This is a genomic window from Streptomyces sp. NPDC020379 (assembly GCF_044387105.1).
Classification (GTDB): Bacteria; Actinomycetota; Actinomycetes; order Streptomycetales; family Streptomycetaceae; genus Streptomyces.
Genome location: NZ_JBIRVR010000008.1, coordinates 233,879 through 252,240, shown reverse-complemented (window position 1 = coordinate 252,240; position 18,362 = coordinate 233,879). Strand labels below are relative to the sequence as shown.

The window sequence follows — 18,362 nt, the reverse complement described above, 5'->3', positions numbered from 1 at the left end:
GCTCCCTGAAGAGGCTGCCGACGAAACCGCCGATCGCCCCCAGGCCGAGGCCCGTTGCCACCAGTCCGGTCCGGCTCACCGTTCGCATGGACCCGCCCTCCGTGAACTGTGTCCAACGTGGATGCGCCATACCCAACGCATCGTATCCGGGCGGCGATTGGGCGAAAAGCGGAGGAAGGCAAAGGGCGGGTTGTGTTCCACGTGAAACACAACCCGCCCGAAGTCACCACGCTCCGACGGCCTACGCCGTATCAGCCTCGTCCTGGGCGGCAAGCTTCTGCTCCAGCACCCGGCCCTCGCCAGGGGCGAGCGTGCCCAGGATCCGCTCAAGGTCCTCCATCGAGGCGAACTCGACGACGATCTTGCCCTTCTTCTGCCCGAGGTCGACCTTCACCCGGGTCTCGAACCGGTCCGACAGCCGCGAGGCCAAGCTGTTGAGCGCCGGGGAGACCCGAGCGCCGGCACGCGGCCCCTTGGGCTTCGCCGAGCTCCGGGCCTCCGACCTCATCAGCGTCACGATCTCTTCGACCGCACGCACCGACAGCCCCTGGGCGACGATACGCGCGGCGATGTCGTCCTGTACCGCGGAGTCGTCGACGGACAGCAAGGCACGGGCATGCCCGGCGGACAGCACGCCCGCCGCGACCCGACGCTGCACCGCGGGTGACAGCTTCAGCAGTCGCAGCGTGTTGGAGACCTGCGGGCGCGACCGCCCGATCCGGTCCGCCAGCTGATCATGGGTGCAGTTGAAGTCCTTGAGCAGCTGGTCGTAAGCGGCCGCTTCCTCAAGGGGGTTCAGCTGGGCCCGGTGCAGGTTCTCCAGCAGCGCGTCGAGCAGCAGCTTCTCGTCGTCGGTCGCCCGGATGATGGCCGGGATCTTCTCCAGGCCGGCCTGACGGCACGCCCGCCAGCGACGCTCACCCATGATGAGCTCATAGCGCTCGGGGCCCAGCTGCCGGACGACCACCGGCTGGAGCAGTCCGACCTCGCGGATGGAGGTGACCAGCTCGTCCAAGGCGTCCTCGTCGAACACCTCGCGGGGCTGACGGGGGTTGGGCGTGATGGAGTCCAGCGGCAGCTCGGCGAAGTGAGCACCGGCCACGGTCCCCTCTTCCATCGACGCGGCCGCCTTGGACGGCGCCGCTTCCGTTTCACGTGAAACGGCGCCGTCCTCCACAGACAGGGACGTCATCCTCGATGCCGTCATGGTGCGCTCTGCCGTCAGCACCGGCACCGCGGTCGGCGACGTCGCGCCGGGCCCCACGGTCGCCCCCGCGCTGTCCGGGGTCTTCGGCGCCGCCGGAATCAGCGCACCGAGCCCCCGGCCCAGTCCTCTACGTCGCTCGCTCACTGAAGCCCCTCCGACATGCTGTGCTGGTCTTGCTGTGGTTGACGGCCCACCACGTGGGCCTTGCTGCCGTCGTAGCGCACGCCGACCCCCCGCAGCGCGATCTCCCGGGCCGCCTCCAGATAGGACAGCGCCCCACTGGAACCCGGGTCATAGGTGAGGACGGTCTGCCCGTAGCTGGGCGCCTCGGAGATACGCACCGACCGGGGGATGCTGGTGCGCAGCACCTCATGGCCGAAGTGGGTGCGGACCTCGTCGGCCACCTGGGAAGCCAGCCGGGTGCGGCCGTCGTACATGGTCAGCAGGATCGTCGACACATGGAGCTTGGGGTTGAGGTGCCCCTTCACCAGCTCGACGTTGCGCAGCAGCTGGCCCAGCCCCTCCAGCGCGTAGTACTCGCACTGGATCGGGATCAGCACCTCCGCGCCGGCGACGAGGGCGTTGACCGTCAGCAGGCCGAGCGAGGGCGGGCAGTCGATGAGGATGTAGTCCAGTGGCTGCTCGTACGCCTGGATCGCCCGGTCCAGGCGGCTCTCACGGGCCACCAGGGAGACCAGCTCGATCTCGGCACCCGCGAGATCGATGGTGGCCGGGGCGCAGAAGAGCCCTTCCACATCACGCACCGGCTGCACCACATCGGAGAGCTTCCGGCTGTCGATCAGGACGTCATAGATCGACGGGACATCGGCGTGGTGGTCGATGCCCAGTGCCGTCGAAGCATTGCCCTGGGGGTCCAGGTCGATGACCAGCACGCGGTTGCCGTGCAGCGCCAGCGATGCCGCCAGGTTCACGGTCGTGGTGGTCTTCCCCACCCCGCCCTTCTGGTTGGCGACCACCATCACCCGGGTCTGGTCCGGCCGGGGCATCGGGGGCGGTGGCGTTTCACGTGAAACGACCTCACCGGTGGCCAGGGGACCGGGGTCGATCCCTGGCTCGGTGTCGGCAGGACGGGGACCGGGGACCGGGTCGGCCATCGGCCCCGCGATATTGGCGTCGGACCGCAAGGATTCACTCTCCTCGACATCAGGCTCGCAGTAGACAGAGCCTGCCATGCTTTCGGGGTCGTGAACCAGCGAGGCCCGTTCTCCTGTGGATGAATCCACCGAGCCTGTGGATGAACCTGGGCTTCCGGAAGCCGGATGGTCGCGCGGAGTCTCCTCCATGCGACCACGACCGATGATTCCCAGCAGCAAGGAGCGACGTTTCACGTGAAACACGATGCACCGGACGCCCCGCTACGGCGTCACGACACTCCGTAATGGGTAGTTTTGGCAGCTTGTATGGAGCACGGTCAGGTTGCCGGACGGCGGGCCTGCGGGTCAGCGCCGCCGACGCGTGGTCCGGCCGACCCGGGCCGCCTTGGCCCGCTTCGCCGCGAAGCGCACACCGCCGGGGCTCTCCCCGACCTCGACCCGGACGACGGTGGACATCGGGTCCACCACGCCCTCGCCGACCTGGAGCACCGAAGTGCGCACGACGCCGAGCTTGCTCAGTGCGGCGCGGGCGCCCTTGAGCTCCTCCTCGGCCGTGTCGCCCTTGAGGGCCAGCATCTCGCCGTACGGACGCAGGAGCGGCACGCCCCAGCCGGCGAGGCGGTCCAGCGGGGCCACCGCGCGAGCCGTCACCACATGGACGGGCTGCACCTTGCCGAGCATCTCCTCGGCACGGCCGCGGACGACCGTCACATGGTCGAGACCCAGCAGCTCGACGACCTCCTGGAGGAACGTCGTGCGTCGCAGCAGCGGCTCCAACAGGGTGATCTGGAGGTCCGGGCGCACCAGGGCCAGCGGGATGCCGGGGAGTCCGGCACCGGAGCCCACGTCGCACACCGAGACGCCGTCGGGCACGGCCTCGGAGAGCACCGCGCAGTTCAGCAGGTGCCGCTCCCAGAGCCTCGGCACCTCACGGGGGCCGATCAGTCCGCGCCGCACGCCCGCGTCCGCGAGCAGTTCCGCGTACCGGACGGCCTCTGGCAGGCGGTCGCCGAAAACCGCCTGCGCCTCCGGGGGCGCCGGGGGGAGCTCCGCTGCCTCTTCCACGGGGAACCGTCCTTCCGTACGACGTCTCTGAGAGTCAGAGTCTGAATATCAGGCTGACAAGGATCGGCCCCGCCTGCGAGCAGACGGGGCCGTACCCACCTGGAAGTGGGATGAAGAAGGGTAAAGATCAGGCCGGGAGGACGACCACGCGGCGCTGCGGCTCCTCGCCCTCGGACTCGCTGCGCAGCCCCGCGGCGGCCACCGCGTCGTGGACGACCTTGCGCTCGAAGGGCGTCATCGGGTCGAGCTTGACGGCCTCGCCGGTGCTCTTGGCCTCTTCCGCGGCCTTGGCACCCACCTGCGCCAGCTCCTCGCGCTTGCGCGCCCGGAAGCCGGCGATGTCGAGCATGAGGCGGCTGCGGTCACCGGTCTCCCGGTTCACCGCCAGCCGGGTGAGCTCCTGGAGCGCCTCCAGCACCTCGCCGTCGCGGCCGACCAGCTTCTGGAGGTCGCGGCTGCTCGAGTCGCTGATGATCGACACGGCAGCGCGGTCGGCCTCGACATCCATGTCGATGTCGCCGTCGAGGTCGGCGATGTCCAGCAGACCCTCGAGGTAGTCGGCCGCGATCTCGCCCTCCTGCTCCAGGCGGGACAGGGTGTCGGTGCCCTCGGCGGCGACCTCACTGGTCTGACGCTGCGTGTCCGTCACGGTGGACTCCTTCATTACTTCTTGGACGGGTGCTTGGGTCGCTGCGGGCCCTTGCGCTGCCCGGACTTGGCGGTGCGGGAGGAGCCGCCGCCCTGCTTGGGCTTGGCATCACCGGGCTGCTGCTTCTCCAGCGAGGGCGAGGACTTCTGCTCCTCGGCACCGGACTGCTGCTCGGCCTGCGGCGTGCTCGCGAGCTGGCGCTTCGCCTTCGGCTGCCGCTTGGGCTGCTGCCGGTTGGCGCGGGCGACCTCGGCGGCCTTCTTCGCCTCGACCTCCGCCGGGTCCTCCTTGAGCTTGCCCTTGGCCCGCAGCCGCTCCTGGCGCTGCTTGAAGGCGATGCTGCCCGGGGTCGGGTTGCGGCGAATGACGAACATCTGCTGGCCCAGGGTCCACACGTTGGTGGTCAGCCAGTAGACGAGGACACCGACCGGGAAGTTGATGCCGAAGACGGCGAACATGATCGGGAAGACGTACATCAGCATCTTCTGCTGCTGCATGAACGGCGTCTTCACCGAGAGGTCGACGTTTTTCGTCATCAGCTGGCGCTGGGTGTAGAACTGCGACAGCGACATCAGGACGATCATGATGATCGTGACGACCCGGACGTCGGTCAGCGTGGCGCCCAGCGCCTCGACCTTGGACGCGGAGTCCATGAACTTCACGGACAGCGGGGCACCGAAGATGTGCGCCTTACGCGCGCTGTTCAGCAGGTCCGTGTTGATGACACCGACGACCTTGCCCTGAGCGATGTGGTTCAGGACCTGGTACAGCGAGATGAAGAAGGGCGACTGGGCCAGGATCGGGAGACAGCTCGAGAGCGGGTTGGTGCCCGTCTCCTTGTAGAGCTTCATCATCTCTTCGGACTGGCGCTGCTTGTCGCTCTTGTAGCGCTCCTGGATCGCCTTCATCTTCGGCTGGAGCGCCTGCATGTTCCGCGTCGCCTTGATCTGCTTCACGAAGAGCGGGATCAGGCAGATACGGATCAGTACCACCAGCGAGACGATGGACAGACCCCACGCCGCGCCACTGTCCTTGTCGAAGATCAGACTGTAGAACGAGTGGAACTGGACGATGATCCAGGAAACAGCGGTATAGAGAGGACCGAGGATCGTGTCCACGAATCAGGCTCCTTGGGCGTTGGGCTGAGTCTCGGGCTGTGCGGCGGGACCCACGGCGGGATGCCCACCCAGTCGGCTCCTCAGCCGCTGGTGCCAGACCGGACGCTTCCGGGGAGGAACGTGGTCGACGCCACCGAGCGACCACGGGTTGCAGCGCAGGATGCGCCAGGCCGTCAGCGCCGTTCCTTTGACCGCGCCGTGCCGGTCAATGGCTGTGTAGCCATAATGCGAGCACGACGGGTAGTACTTGCAGACCGGGCCCAGGAGCGGGCTGATGGTCCATTGGTAGATCTTGATCAACCACAGCAGCGGATACTTCACTGTGCGCTCCCTCCCGGGCCTCGGCCGGGGTTCCGGGGAGTCTCCCCCGGGGGACCGGAACAGCGCGGCGCCCCTCCCAGCAGCCGCTGCAGTGCGGTGTCGAGGTCGCGGGCCAGCTGATCGTGGTCCGCCTCACCCGCTCCGGGCAGGGCCCGTACCACCACCAGGCTACCGGCGGGCAGCAGATCCAGCCGTTCACGCATGAGGTGGCGCAGCCTTCGCTTCACCAGATTGCGTACGACGGCTACACCGACGGCCTTGCTCACGACGAAACCCGCACGCGCCGGGGGAGCAGTCTCCCCAGGCGTGTGCGGGTCCGTGGTACCGGTACGTAGGTGGACGACGAGGAGCGGGCGGCCGGCCCGGCGCCCTCGGCGAACCGCGGTCGCAAAGTCCTCGCGCCGCCTCAGCCGAGACTCGGAAGGCAGCACGTCATGGACCTTGACGTCGGGCTGGTCAGGCCGACAGGCGGGCGCGACCCTTGCCACGGCGGGACGCGAGAATCGCGCGGCCGGCACGGGTGCGCATGCGCAGGCGGAAGCCGTGGGTCTTCGCGCGACGGCGGTTGTTCGGCTGGAAGGTGCGCTTGCTCACTCGGGGGCTCCAGAAATGAATCGTGTGATGGCGGGACATCGCCTGGCTGTCACCGTGCGCCCACGAGAAGCTCGCAATACGCCCGAGTGCACCGCTTCATGACCACGATCCTGGTGGAACGTAGCCGTTGCCCATCGGAGGCAGGCGGCAGCAGCCATCGACAACTCGACCTGGTCACGGTACGCGCGGCTACGCCATTCGGTCAAACCGGCAGTGCACCAGGGATACACCGTAGCCTCCCACAGGCCGGGGAGGTGCCACGCCTCACGCCATGGCACATTTGTACACACCCTGTGGACAACGACTTGAACCGCACACCTCGGCCTGACTACCGTGGCTGAACTCTGAATCCTTCCCGCCCGTCCCGAGAACCACACCTTCGTGGGACTGGGGGGCGCCCCCCGCTGACTGAGAGAGCGTGCCCTGTGGCTGACCTGCCTGCCGATCTTGCCGCAGTGTGGCCGCGCGTGCTCGAACAGCTCCTGGGCGAGGGCCGGGGCCAGGGCGTCGAGGGCAAGGACGAGCACTGGATCAAGCGGTGCCAGCCGCTCGCGCTGGTCGCCGACACCGCGCTGCTGGCCGTGCCCAACGAATTCGCCAAGGGCGTACTCGAAGGCCGGCTCGCGCCGATCGTCAGCGAGACCCTGAGCCGTGAGTGCGGCCGCCCCATCCGGATCGCGATCACCGTCGACGACTCCGCCGGCGAGCCTCCCCCCGAGCGGCAGCAGGCCCCCCAGCAGTCGCGCTACGAGGAGCCCACGGGCCCGCACTCCGGCGGCCAGGGCCGCGAGGCGTACGAGAGCCGTGACGCACGCGACACCTACGAGAACTACGACAGCCACGGCGGCTACGACGGCCGGGAGAGCTACGGCCGCCAGTCGCCCGCCGACGAGCTGCCGTCCGTCCGCCCCGCGTACCCCGACTACCAGCAGCCCCGCGCCGAGCCGGGCGCCTGGCCGCGCCATCAGGGGCCGTCCGCGCCGGACCGCGGGGACCGCGGCGACTACGGCTGGCAGCAGCCCCGTCTCGGCGGCTTCCAGGAGGCCGAGCGCGATCCGTACGCCTCGCACAACGGCCAGCAGCACGCTCCGTACGAACAGCAGCAGGACTACCGCCCCCAGCAGCCCGAGCGCCTTCCGTACGAGCCGCCGCAGCGGCGTGAGCTGCCCGAGACCCACGGCCGGGGCGGCCAGGGCGGTCCGCCCGCGTCCGGTGGCACGTCCGGTCCGCTCGTGTCGAAGCCGGCGTCCTCCGCGGGCTCGGCCGAGCCGACCGCCCGGCTGAACCCGAAGTACCTCTTCGACACCTTCGTCATCGGCGCGTCCAACCGCTTCGCGCACGCGGCCGCGGTGGCGGTCGCCGAGGCGCCGGCCAAGGCGTACAACCCCCTCTTCATCTACGGCGAGTCGGGGCTGGGCAAGACCCACCTGCTGCACGCCATCGGGCACTACGCGCGGAGCCTCTACCCGGGCACGCGCGTGCGCTATGTGAGCTCCGAGGAGTTCACCAACGAGTTCATCAACTCCATCCGCGACGGCAAGGCGGACGCGTTCCGCAAGCGCTACCGCGACATGGACATCCTGCTGGTCGACGACATCCAGTTCCTCGCGAGCAAGGAGTCGACGCAGGAGGAGTTCTTCCACACGTTCAACACGCTCCACAACGCGAACAAGCAGATCGTGCTGTCCTCGGACCGGCCGCCCAAGCAGTTGGTGACCCTGGAGGACCGGCTGCGGAACCGCTTCGAGTGGGGTCTGATCACGGACGTGCAGCCGCCCGAGCTGGAGACGCGTATCGCGATCCTCCGCAAGAAGGCTGTCCAGGAACAGCTCAACGCCCCGCCGGAGGTCCTGGAGTTCATCGCCTCCCGTATCTCGCGCAACATCCGCGAGCTGGAAGGCGCGCTCATCCGGGTCACCGCCTTCGCGAGCCTGAACCGGCAGCCGGTCGACCTCGGGCTCACCGAGATCGTCCTCAAGGACCTGATCCCGGGCGGCGAGGACGCCTCGCCGGAGATCACCGCGCCCGCCATCATGGCGGCGACCGCCGACTACTTCGGGCACACGGTGGAGGACCTGTGCGGAGCCTCGCGCAGCCGGGTGCTGGTGACGGCCCGGCAGATCGCGATGTACCTCTGCCGGGAGCTCACGGACCTGTCGCTGCCGAAGATCGGCGCGCAGTTCGGCGGCCGTGACCACACGACGGTCATGCACGCGGACCGCAAGATCCGCGCGCTGATGGCCGAGCGGCGGTCGATCTACAACCAGGTGACCGAGCTGACGAACCGCATCAAGAACGGCTGACGGACGGCCGCTGCGGGCCGCTCACGCACCACTGAGGGCGCCCCGGGAGCTTCCCGGGGCGCCCTCAGCCGTTCCCTGAGAGCGATCCTCAGCGCCGCGCGAGCGACGCGGGAACCGTCCCGAAGACCCCAGTGGAGCGTTCCGGAAGGGCCCGGGAGCGGTCCTGGAAGAGCTCCGGCGCGGTCGCGCGGCCCCATCGCTGTTCGAATACGGAGTCTCGGATGCCGGTTCTCCACAGATTTCCGGCCGACCGGCTGTCCACACCCTGGGGATCGCGAAGTTGTCCAGACGCTGTCCACAGAGGAGCCTGTTGATAGGCCATCAGGGGAGGTCAGCGGGGTGTGGATTTGTGGTCGACGACGTTCCACACCCTGTGGACAAGAAATTCACCCACAAGGCCCCCTCGCGGTTGTCCACCGGCCGCCCACAGGGAAGTGGATGTTGTACACAGTCTTTCCACACCCCTGTCCACTGTTCGGGAACAAAACACCCCCGCTCACCGCACCGAGTGAAAGGCGTCACACGAAGTTGCCGGGTTGGGCTGTGGGGAACGTGGGTAAAACTGGGGACGGCGCTGGGGAGAAGTACCCCCCGCCTGTGCACGGGGTGTGCAGAACTTTCCGCGGTCCACAGACCACCCCGCTTTTCCACCGCCGCCGCCCACAGGGCCGGTGGACAAAAAATCCGCGCTGACCTGGGCAAAGACGGTTTTCCACCGTTTCCACAGGCCCTACTACTACGACCACAGAGATCTAGCGGGGAACTCGTTTCGAAGTGGGGCCTGTGCACAACTCGGCCGCGGGCCGCGCCACGCCCTCCGACCTGACTTGACCCCGAGGCGCACCGACTGTCAGCGACGTGCGTCAGACTGGTCTCCGGCAAATCGGCCGACGACGTAGCCAGCAGGGCGAGCCAGCAACAAGCAGGAGGCGGTTCCGGTGAAGATCCGGGTGGAGCGCGATGTACTCGCGGAGGCAGTGGCCTGGGCGGCCCGCAGCCTCCCGGCCCGTCCGCCGGTGCCCGTCCTCGCGGGCCTGCTGCTGAAGGCGGAGGAAGGCTCCCTGAGCCTCTCCGGCTTCGACTACGAGGTCTCGGCCCGCGTCTCGGTCGACGCGGATGTGGAGGAGGACGGCACCGTCCTCGTCTCCGGCAGGCTGCTCGCCGACATCTGCCGCGCGCTTCCCAACAGGCCGGTGGAGATCTCCACCGACGGTGTGCGCGTCACGGTCGTCTGCGGCTCCTCGCGATTCACACTCCACACCCTTCCTGTGGAGGAGTACCCGGCACTGCCGCAGATGCCGACCGCCACGGGCACCGTCCCCGGTGAGGTCTTCGCCGCGGCCGCCGCCCAGGTCGCCATCGCCGCCGGCCGTGACGACACGCTGCCGGTGCTCACCGGTGTCCGGATCGAGATCGAGGGCGACACCGTCACCCTGGCCTCCACCGACCGCTACCGCTTCGCGGTCCGCGAGTTCATGTGGAAGCCCGAGACCCCGGACATCTCCGCCGTCGCCCTGGTGCCCGCCAAGACCCTGCTGGACACCGCCAAGTCGCTCAGCGGCGGCGACACGGTCTCCATCGCCCTGGCCGGTTCCGGCGCGGGCGAGGGCCTCATCGGCTTCGAGGGCGCCGGCCGCCGCACGACCACGCGGCTGCTGGAGGGCGACCTCCCGAAGTACCGCACGCTGTTCCCGACGGAGTTCAACTCCGTCGCCGTGATCGAGACCGCCCCCTTCGTGGAGGCCGTCAAGCGCGTGGCGCTCGTCGCCGAGCGGAACACCCCGGTGCGGCTGAGCTTCGAGCAGGGCGTGCTGATCCTGGAGGCCGGTTCCAGCGACGACGCACAGGCTGTGGAGCGGGTGGACGCCCAGCTCGACGGTGACGACATCTCGATCGCGTTCAACCCCGGCTTCCTGCTGGAGGGCCTCTCCGCGATCGACTCCCCCGTCGCCCAGCTGTCCTTCACGACCTCCACGAAGCCGGCGCTGCTCAGCGGCAAGCCCGCGGTGGACGCCGAGGCGGACGACGCGTACAAGTACCTGATCATGCCGGTGCGCCTGTCCGGCTGACCCCTTCGGCGCTCCCGTCCGCCACCCGCGGCCGGGAGCGCGAGAGCCGTCCCTCGCAAGGCCGCCGTCTGCCGGTGCGCCTATCGCGCTGACCTGCGGAAACTCGCGGTAGAAGTGGGTCGGCCGGCCGCAGTCGGCCCACTCGACTGTTGAGCGCGCGAGCCCACAGGTGTGCGCGGGCCGGCGGGCGTAGGCTCGGACCCGGACGTCACGGAAATCAAGGCATAGAGGATCACCCATGGAGCTCGGTCTCATCGGTCTCGGCAAGATGGGCGGCAACATGCGCGAGCGCATCCGCCGCGCGGGCCACACCGTCATCGGGTACGACCGCAATCCGGACCTTGGGGATGTCCACAGCCTCAAGGAGCTTGTGGATTCCCTTCAGGGTCCGCGCGTCGTCTGGGTCATGGTCCCGGCCGGCGCCGCGACCCAGTCCACCATCGACGAGCTGGGCGAGCTGCTCTCCCCCGGCGACGTCGTCGTCGACGGCGGCAACAGCCGCTGGACGGACGACGAGAAGCACGCCGAGGAGCTCGCGGCCAAGGGCATCGGCTTCGTGGACTGCGGTGTCTCCGGCGGTGTCTGGGGCCTGGAGAACGGCTACGCCCTGATGTACGGCGGCGACGCCGCCAACGTCGCGCGGGTCCAGCCGGTCTTCGACGCGCTCAAGCCCGAGGGCGACTTCGGCTCTGTCCACGCGGGCAAGGTCGGCGCGGGCCACTTCGCGAAGATGGTCCACAACGGCATCGAGTACGCCATGATGCAGGCGTACGCCGAGGGCTGGGAGCTGCTGGAGAAGGTCGACTCCGTCACCGACGTGCGCGAGGTCTTCCGCAGCTGGCAGGAGGGCACGGTCATCCGCTCCTGGCTGCTCGACCTCGCCGTCAACGCCCTGGACGAAGACGAGCACCTGGACAAGCTGCGGGGCTACGCCGCGGACTCCGGCGAGGGCCGCTGGACGGTCGAGGCGGCGATCGACAACGCCGTGCCGCTGCCCGCGATCACCGCGTCGCTGTTCGCCCGCTTCGCGTCCCGCCAGGACGACTCCCCGCAGATGAAGATGATCGCCGCGCTGCGCAACCAGTTCGGCGGCCACGCGGTCGAGAGCAAGTAAGAAGCAGCGAAGCAGCAGCCGGGAGAGGTCGGCGCCACCCCATGCACGTATCGCATCTGTCGCTGGCCGACTTCCGCTCGTACGCCCAGGTCGAGGTCCCGCTCGACCCGGGCGTCACGGCCTTCGTGGGGCCCAACGGGCAGGGCAAGACCAACCTCGTCGAGGCGGTCGGCTATCTGGCGACGCTGGGCAGCCACCGGGTCTCCTCCGACGCGCCCCTGGTGCGGATGGGCGCGGAGCGCGCGATCATCCGGGCCGCCGTCGTGCAGGGCGAGCGCCAGCAGCTGATCGAGCTGGAGCTCAACCCCGGCCGGGCGAACCGGGCCCGCGTCAACCGCTCCTCGCAGGTCCGCCCGCGCGACGTGCTCGGCATAGTCCGTACGGTGCTGTTCGCCCCCGAGGACCTGGCCCTGGTCAAGGGCGACCCGGGCGAGCGCCGCCGTTTCCTGGACGAGCTGATCACCGCGCGCTCCCCGCGGATGGCCGGGGTGCGCTCCGACTACGACCGGGTCCTCAAGCAGCGCAACACCCTGCTGAAGAGCGCGGCCTTGGCCCGCCGCCACGGCGGCCGCGGCCTGGACCTCTCCACCCTCGACATCTGGGACCAGCACCTGGCCCGCGCCGGTGCCGAGCTGCTGGACCGACGCCTCGACCTGATCGCCACGCTCCGGCCGCTGGCGGACAAGGCGTACGAACAACTGGCGCCCGGCGGCGGCCCGGTCGGTTTCGAGTACCGCGGCCCCGCCGCCATCGAGGGCGCCCACACCCGCGACGAGCTGTACGAGGCGCTGATCACCGCGCTCGCGGAGGTCCGCAAGCAGGAGATCGAGCGCGGCGTGACCCTGGTCGGCCCGCACCGCGACGAACTCCTCCTCAACCTCGGCCGGCTGCCCGCCAAGGGGTACGCCAGCCACGGCGAGTCCTGGTCGTACGCGCTGGCGCTGCGCCTGGCCTCGTACGACCTGCTGCGTTCCGAGGGCAACGAACCGGTGCTCGTGCTCGACGACGTCTTCGCCGAGCTGGACGCCCGCCGCCGCGAGCGGCTGGCGGAGCTGGTGGCTCCGGGTGAGCAGGTGCTGGTGACGGCCGCGGTGGACGACGACGTGCCGGGCGTGCTGGTGGGCGCGCGGTACGCGGTCACGGAAGGCACGGTCGAGCGCGTATGACCCCCGGCCCGGAGAACCCCGAGCGGCCCAAGGCGGCCGAGCCGTCCGGCGTGGATCTCGCGCGGGTGGCGCTGCGGGCCGCGAAGGAGCAGGCGCGGGCGCGGGGCAACGCCGTGCAGCAGAAGAAGCAGGCGCGCCGCGGTGGTCTGCGCTCGGGCGCGCGGGCGGACGGCCGGGACCCGCTGCCGCTGGGCGCCGCGATCAACCGCCTGATCACCGAGCGCGGCTGGGAGGCGCCCGCCGCGGTGGGCGGGGTGATGGGCCGCTGGCCGCAGATGGTGGGGCCGGACGTCGCGCTGCACTGCGAGCCGCAGAAGTACGACGAGGACGCCCGGGTGCTGACCGTGCAGTGCGACTCGACGGCGTGGGCGACGCAGCTGCGGCTGCTGGCGCCGCAGCTGGTGGCCCGCCTGAACGCCGATCTCGGGCAGGGCACGGTGAAGACGATCAAGGTGCTGGGGCCGGGCGGCCCCAGCCGCAGGTACGGGCCGCTGCGGGCCCCGGGGAGCACCGGGCCGGGCGACACCCACGGGTGATCCGGTGTGTCCCGCTGACGTCCGGCGGACCCCCGGCGGCACCCCGCGTGCGCCCGGCGCGCGGGCGTCGCGCGCCGACCGCGGGCCGGGACTCCGCTCACGGTAGCGGGCGGTTGACAGCCCGAAGCGCTGAGTGCCGCTGTGAGCCTCCTCGGGGCCGGTCCCACATATAGGGAGTCGGCTGATGCCGGTTCAGGGCGGCACGTGAGGACTCAGGCACCGCCAAACCCCCATTCATGTCAGTGCTACCGGTAGACTGGTGACAATCCCGCCGGTTCGCGGGACACGTCGACCAACGCAGAACGACGCAGCCGCTCCTGCCTGCCCCGGGTGGGGTCTCCCCGCCGTAGGCAGGGATGGCCTGTGCTGTGCCAGAAAGGGCGCTTCGTGGCCGATTCCGGCAACCCCAACGAGAACACCTCCCCCTCCACGGCGGAGGACGTCGTCACCGGCACCGTCGCCGGCGAGACGTCGTACGACGCCAGTGCGATCACCGTGCTGGAGGGACTGGACGCGGTCCGCAAGCGACCCGGCATGTACATCGGCTCGACCGGTGAGCGTGGCCTGCACCACCTGGTGCAGGAGGTCGTGGACAACTCCGTCGACGAGGCCATGGCGGGCCACGCGGACACCATCGAGGTGACGATCCTCCCCGACGGCGGTGTGCGCGTCGTGGACAACGGCCGTGGCATCCCGGTCGGCATCGTCCCCTCCGAGGGGAAGCCGGCCGTCGAGGTCGTGCTGACCGTGCTGCACGCGGGCGGCAAGTTCGGCGGCGGCGGCTACGCGGTCTCCGGTGGTCTGCACGGCGTCGGCGTCTCGGTCGTCAACGCCCTGTCGACGCGCGTCGCGGTCGAGGTCAGGACCGACGGCTACCGCTGGACGCAGGACTACAAGCTGGGCGTCCCCACGGCCCCCCTGCAGAAGAACGAGGCGACCGACGAGACGGGCACCTCCGTCACCTTCTGGGCCGACGGCGACATCTTCGAGACCACCGAGTACTCCTTCGAGACGCTCTCGCGGCGCTTCCAGGAGATGGCGTTCCTCAACAAGGGCCTGCGCATCTCGCTGACGGACCTGCGCGCGGACCACGTCGACGAGGAGGGCAAGCCCCTCTCGGTGGACTACCACTACGAAGGCGGCATCGTCGACTTCGTGAAGTACCTCAACGCCCGCAAGGGCGAGCTGATCCACCCGACCGTCATCGACATCGAGGCCGAGGACAAGGAGCGCATGCTCTCGGTCGAGATCGCGATGCAGTGGAACAGCCAGTACAGCGAAGGTGTCTACAGCTTCGCCAACACCATCCACACCCACGAGGGCGGCACCCACGAAGAGGGCTTCCGCGCCGCGCTCACCGGTCTGATCAACCGGTACGCCCGCGAGAGGAAGCTGCTCCGCGAGAAGGACGACAACCTCACGGGTGAGGACATCCGCGAGGGTCTGACCGCGATCATCTCCGTCAAGCTCGGCGAGCCGCAGTTCGAGGGCCAGACGAAGACGAAGCTCGGCAACACCGAGGCGAAGACCTTCGTGCAGAAGGTCGCCCACGAGCACCTGACGGACTGGCTGGACCGCAACCCCAACGAGGCCGCGGACATCATCCGCAAGTCCATCCAGGCGGCGACGGCGCGCGTCGCGGCCCGCAAGGCCCGCGACCTCACCCGCCGCAAGGGCCTGCTGGAGTCGGCGTCGCTGCCGGGCAAGCTCAGCGACTGCCAGTCCAACGACCCGACCAAGTGCGAGATCTTCATCGTCGAGGGTGACTCCGCCGGCGGCTCGGCCAAGTCCGGCCGCAACCCGCAGTACCAGGCGATCCTCCCGATCCGCGGCAAGATCCTCAACGTCGAGAAGGCGCGGATCGACAAGATCCTCCAGAACACCGAGGTCCAGGCCCTCATCTCGGCCTTCGGCACCGGTGTGCACGAGGACTTCGACATCGCCAAGCTCCGCTATCACAAGATCATCCTGATGGCGGACGCCGACGTCGACGGTCAGCACATCAACACCCTGCTGCTCACCTTCCTCTTCCGCTTCATGCGGCCGCTGGTCGAGGCCGGGCACGTCTATCTCTCCCGCCCCCCGCTGTACAAGATCAAGTGGGGCCGGGACGACTTCGAGTACGCCTACTCCGACCGCGAGCGCGACGCGCTGATCCAGCTCGGCCGGGAGAACGGCAAGCGGATCAAGGACGACTCGGTCCAGCGCTTCAAGGGTCTCGGTGAGATGAACGCCGAGGAGCTGCGCGTCACCACCATGGACGTCGACCACCGCGTGCTCGGCCAGGTCACCCTGGACGACGCCGCGCAGGCGGACGACCTGTTCTCGGTGCTCATGGGCGAGGACGTCGAGGCACGGCGCTCCTTCATCCAGCGCAACGCCAAGGACGTCCGCTTCCTCGACATCTGAGCCTGTCGGCCCACGAGAAACAGCCGCAGCGCGAAAGGACTTTGAACAGCAATGGCCGACGAGACCCCTGAGACTCCCACCGCCCCCGTGCCCGAGGTGACGCCCGAGGGCGCCCCCGCCCCCCTGGAGGGCGTCGGGATGCGCGTCGAGCCCGTCGGGCTCGAGACCGAGATGCAGCGCTCGTATCTCGACTACGCGATGAGCGTCATCGTCTCGCGTGCGCTCCCGGACGTGCGGGACGGCCTCAAGCCGGTGCACCGCCGCGTGCTCTACGCGATGTACGACGGCGGCTACCGCCCCGAGAAGGGCTTCTACAAGTGCGCCCGTGTCGTCGGTGACGTCATGGGTACGTACCACCCGCACGGTGACGCCTCGATCTACGACGCGCTCGTCCGCCTCGCCCAGCCCTGGTCGATGCGGATGCCGCTGGTGGACTCCAACGGCAACTTCGGTTCCCCGGGCAACGACCCGGCCGCCGCCATGCGGTACACCGAGTGCAAGATGATGCCGCTGTCCATGGAGATGCTCCGGGACATCGACGAGGAGACCGTCGACTTCCAGGACAACTACGACGGCCGCAACCAGGAGCCGACGGTCCTGCCGGCGCGCTTCCCGAACCTGCTGATCAACGGTTCCGCGGGCATCGCGGTCGGCATGGCCACCAACATCCCGCCGCACAACCTCCGCGAGGTCGCCGAGGGCGCCCAGTGGTATCTGGCCAACCCCGAGGCGAGCTCCGAGGAGCTCCTCGAGGCGCTCATCGAGCGGATCAAGGGCCCCGACTTCCCGACCGGCGCCCTCGTGGTGGGCCGCAAGGGCATCGAGGAGGCGTACCGCACCGGCCGCGGGTCGATCACCATGCGCGCGGTCGTCGCGGTCGAGGAGATCCAGAACCGCCAGTGCCTGGTGGTCACCGAGCTGCCCTACCAGGTCAACCCGGACAACCTCGCGCAGAAGATCGCCGACCTGGTGAAGGACGGCAAGGTCGGCGGCATCGCCGACGTCCGCGACGAGACCTCCTCCCGTACGGGCCAGCGCCTGGTCGTCGTGCTCAAGCGGGACGCGGTCGCCAAGGTCGTCCTCAACAACCTCTACAAGCACACCGACCTCCAGACGAACTTCGGCGCGAACATGCTGGCGCTCGTCGACGGTGTGCCGCGCACCCTCTCGATCGACGCCTTCATCCGCAACTGGGTCACCCACCAGATCGAGGTCATCGTCCGGCGCACCCGCTTCCGGCTGCGCAAGGCCGAGGAGCGCGCGCACATCCTGCGCGGTCTGCTGAAGGCCCTGGACGCCATCGACGAGGTCATCGCGCTGATCCGGCGCAGCGACACCGTCGAGATCGCGCGCGAGGGCCTGATGGGCCTGCTGACGATCGACGAGGTCCAGGCCAACGCGATCCTGGAGATGCAGCTGCGCCGCCTGGCGGCCCTGGAGCACCGGAAGATCACCGCCGAGCACGACGAGCTCCAGGCGAAGATCAACGAGTACAACGCGATCCTCGCCTCGCCCGAGCGGCAGCGGATGATCATCAGCGAGGAACTGACCGCGATCGTCGAGAAGTTCGGCGACGACCGGCGCTCCAAGCTGATCCCCTTCGACGGTGACATGTCCATCGAGGACCTGATCGCCGAGGAGGACATCGTCGTCACCATCACCAACGGTGGTTACGTCAAGCGCACCAAGACCGAGGACTACCGCTCGCAGAAGCGCGGCGGCAAGGGCGTCCGGGGCACCAAGCTGAAGCAGGACGACATCGTCGACCACTTCTTCGTCTCGACCACGCACCACTGGCTGCTGTTCTTCACCAACAAGGGCCGGGTCTACCGCGCCAAGGCGTACGAGCTGCCGGACGCCGGCCGGGACGCCCGCGGCCAGCACGTGGCGAACCTGCTGGCCTTCCAGCCGGACGAGAAGATCGCCCAGATCCTCGCCATCCGCGACTACGAGGCGGCGCCCTATCTGGTGCTCGCCACCAAGTCCGGCCTGGTGAAGAAGACTCCGCTGAAGGACTACGACTCGCCCCGCTCGGGCGGTGTCATCGCCATCAACCTCCGTGAGACGGACAGCGGCGCGGAGGACGAGCTGATCGGTGCCGAGCTGGTGTCCGCCGAGGACGACCTGCTGCTGGTCAGCAAGAAGGCACAGTCGATCCGGTTCACCGCAACGGATGAAGCTCTGCGCCCCATGGGGCGCGCGACCTCGGGCGTCAAGGGCATGAGCTTCCGCGAGGGCGACGAGCTGCTCTCGATGAACGTGGTCCGGGCGGGGACGTTCGTGTTCACCGCCACCGACGGCGGGTACGCGAAGCGGACGAACGTCGACGAGTACCGCGTCCAGGGCCGTGGTGGCCTCGGTATCAAGGCGGCCAAGATCGTGGAGGATCGTGGCTCGCTGGTCGGCGCTCTGGTGGTCGAGGAGACCGACGAGATCCTCGCCATCACCCTCAGCGGTGGTGTGATCCGGACCCGGGTCAACGAGGTGCGGGAGACAGGCCGTGACACCATGGGCGTTCAGCTGATCAACTTGGGCAAGCGCGACGCCGTTGTGGGTATCGCGCGCAATGCCGAGGCCGGTCGCGAGGCTGAAGAGGTCGAGGAGTTGGCCGACGCAGCCGCGGGCGACGGGCCCCAGACGGCCGAGGGCGCGGAGCCCCCGGCCGAGGACACCGAGGAGTAAGTCGTGAGTCGAGC

14 protein-coding genes and 1 pseudogene are annotated in these 18,362 nt (G+C 69.1%); 7 read left to right on the top strand and 8 right to left on the bottom strand.

Features of this window, described 5'->3' with window-relative positions:
• Nucleotides 1-241: 241 nt before the first annotated feature.
• From ACH427_RS13920 to rpmH, 8 genes and pseudogenes are all read right to left on the bottom strand, one after another.
• Nucleotides 242-1,351, bottom strand: coding sequence for a ParB/RepB/Spo0J family partition protein (locus ACH427_RS13920; protein WP_398869676.1), 1,110 nt, complete (start codon nucleotides 1,349-1,351; stop codon nucleotides 242-244).
• Nucleotides 1,348-2,400 carry a ParA family protein gene (locus ACH427_RS13915; protein ID WP_398869675.1) on the bottom strand — a complete coding sequence of 351 codons (1,053 nt, stop codon included), beginning with the start codon at nucleotides 2,398-2,400 and terminating at the stop codon, nucleotides 1,348-1,350. The genes ACH427_RS13920 and ACH427_RS13915 overlap by 4 nt, the downstream gene beginning before the upstream one ends.
• A gap of 267 nt (nucleotides 2,401-2,667) precedes the next feature.
• Nucleotides 2,668-3,387: a 16S rRNA (guanine(527)-N(7))-methyltransferase RsmG gene (rsmG, locus tag ACH427_RS13910; RefSeq protein WP_361524960.1), complete on the bottom strand. Its 720-nt coding sequence runs from the start codon at nucleotides 3,385-3,387 to the stop codon at nucleotides 2,668-2,670.
• Nucleotides 3,388-3,514: 127 nt separating this feature from the next.
• On the bottom strand, nucleotides 3,515-4,036 hold the full coding sequence (locus ACH427_RS13905) for a protein jag (RefSeq protein WP_398869674.1): 522 nt from the start codon (nucleotides 4,034-4,036) through the stop codon (nucleotides 3,515-3,517).
• A gap of 14 nt (nucleotides 4,037-4,050) precedes the next feature.
• Nucleotides 4,051-5,154, bottom strand: coding sequence for a membrane protein insertase YidC (gene yidC / locus ACH427_RS13900; protein ID WP_398869673.1), 1,104 nt, complete (start codon nucleotides 5,152-5,154; stop codon nucleotides 4,051-4,053).
• A 3-nt stretch (nucleotides 5,155-5,157) separates the two neighbouring features.
• Nucleotides 5,158-5,475, bottom strand: coding sequence for a membrane protein insertion efficiency factor YidD (gene yidD, locus ACH427_RS13895; protein ID WP_398869672.1), 318 nt, complete (start codon nucleotides 5,473-5,475; stop codon nucleotides 5,158-5,160).
• Between the two features lie 62 nt (nucleotides 5,476-5,537).
• Nucleotides 5,538-5,906: pseudogene (gene rnpA / locus ACH427_RS13890) on the bottom strand (ribonuclease P protein component); the annotation flags it as partial.
• Nucleotides 5,907-5,931: 25 nt separating this feature from the next.
• Nucleotides 5,932-6,069 (bottom strand): 50S ribosomal protein L34, encoded by a 138-nt coding sequence (gene rpmH / locus ACH427_RS13885; protein ID WP_003949374.1) that lies wholly within the window; start codon nucleotides 6,067-6,069, stop codon nucleotides 5,932-5,934.
• Between the two features lie 425 nt (nucleotides 6,070-6,494).
• On the opposite strand from rpmH, the gene dnaA reads away from it, so the two are divergent.
• The 7 genes from dnaA to gyrA all read left to right on the top strand — a co-directional run bounded on the left by dnaA (nucleotide 6,495) and on the right by gyrA (nucleotide 18,348).
• Complete coding sequence (gene dnaA, locus ACH427_RS13880) at nucleotides 6,495-8,372, top strand: chromosomal replication initiator protein DnaA (protein WP_398869671.1); 1,878 nt, start codon at nucleotides 6,495-6,497, stop codon at nucleotides 8,370-8,372.
• Nucleotides 8,373-9,310: 938 nt separating this feature from the next.
• The gene (gene dnaN / locus ACH427_RS13875) at nucleotides 9,311-10,441 is read left to right on the top strand and encodes a DNA polymerase III subunit beta (RefSeq protein WP_116212842.1); all 1,131 of its coding nucleotides are present in this window, start codon (nucleotides 9,311-9,313) and stop codon (nucleotides 10,439-10,441) included.
• Between the two features lie 238 nt (nucleotides 10,442-10,679).
• Nucleotides 10,680-11,555, top strand: a complete 876-nt coding sequence (gene gnd / locus ACH427_RS13870; RefSeq protein WP_398869670.1) for a phosphogluconate dehydrogenase (NAD(+)-dependent, decarboxylating) — start codon at nucleotides 10,680-10,682, stop codon at nucleotides 11,553-11,555.
• 41 nt (nucleotides 11,556-11,596) lie between these two features.
• The gene (gene recF, locus ACH427_RS13865) at nucleotides 11,597-12,721 is read left to right on the top strand and encodes a DNA replication/repair protein RecF (RefSeq protein ID WP_398869669.1); all 1,125 of its coding nucleotides are present in this window, start codon (nucleotides 11,597-11,599) and stop codon (nucleotides 12,719-12,721) included.
• Complete coding sequence (locus ACH427_RS13860) at nucleotides 12,718-13,257, top strand: DUF721 domain-containing protein (protein WP_398869668.1); 540 nt, start codon at nucleotides 12,718-12,720, stop codon at nucleotides 13,255-13,257. Before recF ends, ACH427_RS13860 begins: the two co-directional genes overlap by 4 nt.
• Nucleotides 13,258-13,620: 363 nt before the next feature.
• Nucleotides 13,621-15,666, top strand: coding sequence for a DNA topoisomerase (ATP-hydrolyzing) subunit B (gyrB, locus tag ACH427_RS13855; protein WP_398869667.1), 2,046 nt, complete (start codon nucleotides 13,621-13,623; stop codon nucleotides 15,664-15,666).
• 51 nt (nucleotides 15,667-15,717) lie between these two features.
• Entirely contained in the window at nucleotides 15,718-18,348 is a 2,631-nt protein-coding gene (gyrA, locus tag ACH427_RS13850) for a DNA gyrase subunit A (protein WP_398869666.1), read from the top strand.
• Nucleotides 18,349-18,362: the final 14 nt, after the last annotated feature.

Bases quoted from the DNA above. Each gene is read 5' to 3' on its own strand.
- ACH427_RS13915 (WP_398869675.1), bottom strand. From the start codon at position 2,400: ATGGCAGGCTCTGTCTACTGCGAGCCTGATGTCGAGGAGAGTGAATCC.
- ACH427_RS13860 (WP_398869668.1), top strand. From the start codon at position 12,718: ATGACCCCCGGCCCGGAGAACCCCGAGCGGCCCAAGGCGGCCGAGCCG.
- gyrA (WP_398869666.1), top strand. From the start codon at position 15,718: ATGGCCGACGAGACCCCTGAGACTCCCACCGCCCCCGTGCCCGAGGTG.
- recF (WP_398869669.1), top strand. From the start codon at position 11,597: ATGCACGTATCGCATCTGTCGCTGGCCGACTTCCGCTCGTACGCCCAG.
- gnd (WP_398869670.1), top strand. From the start codon at position 10,680: ATGGAGCTCGGTCTCATCGGTCTCGGCAAGATGGGCGGCAACATGCGC.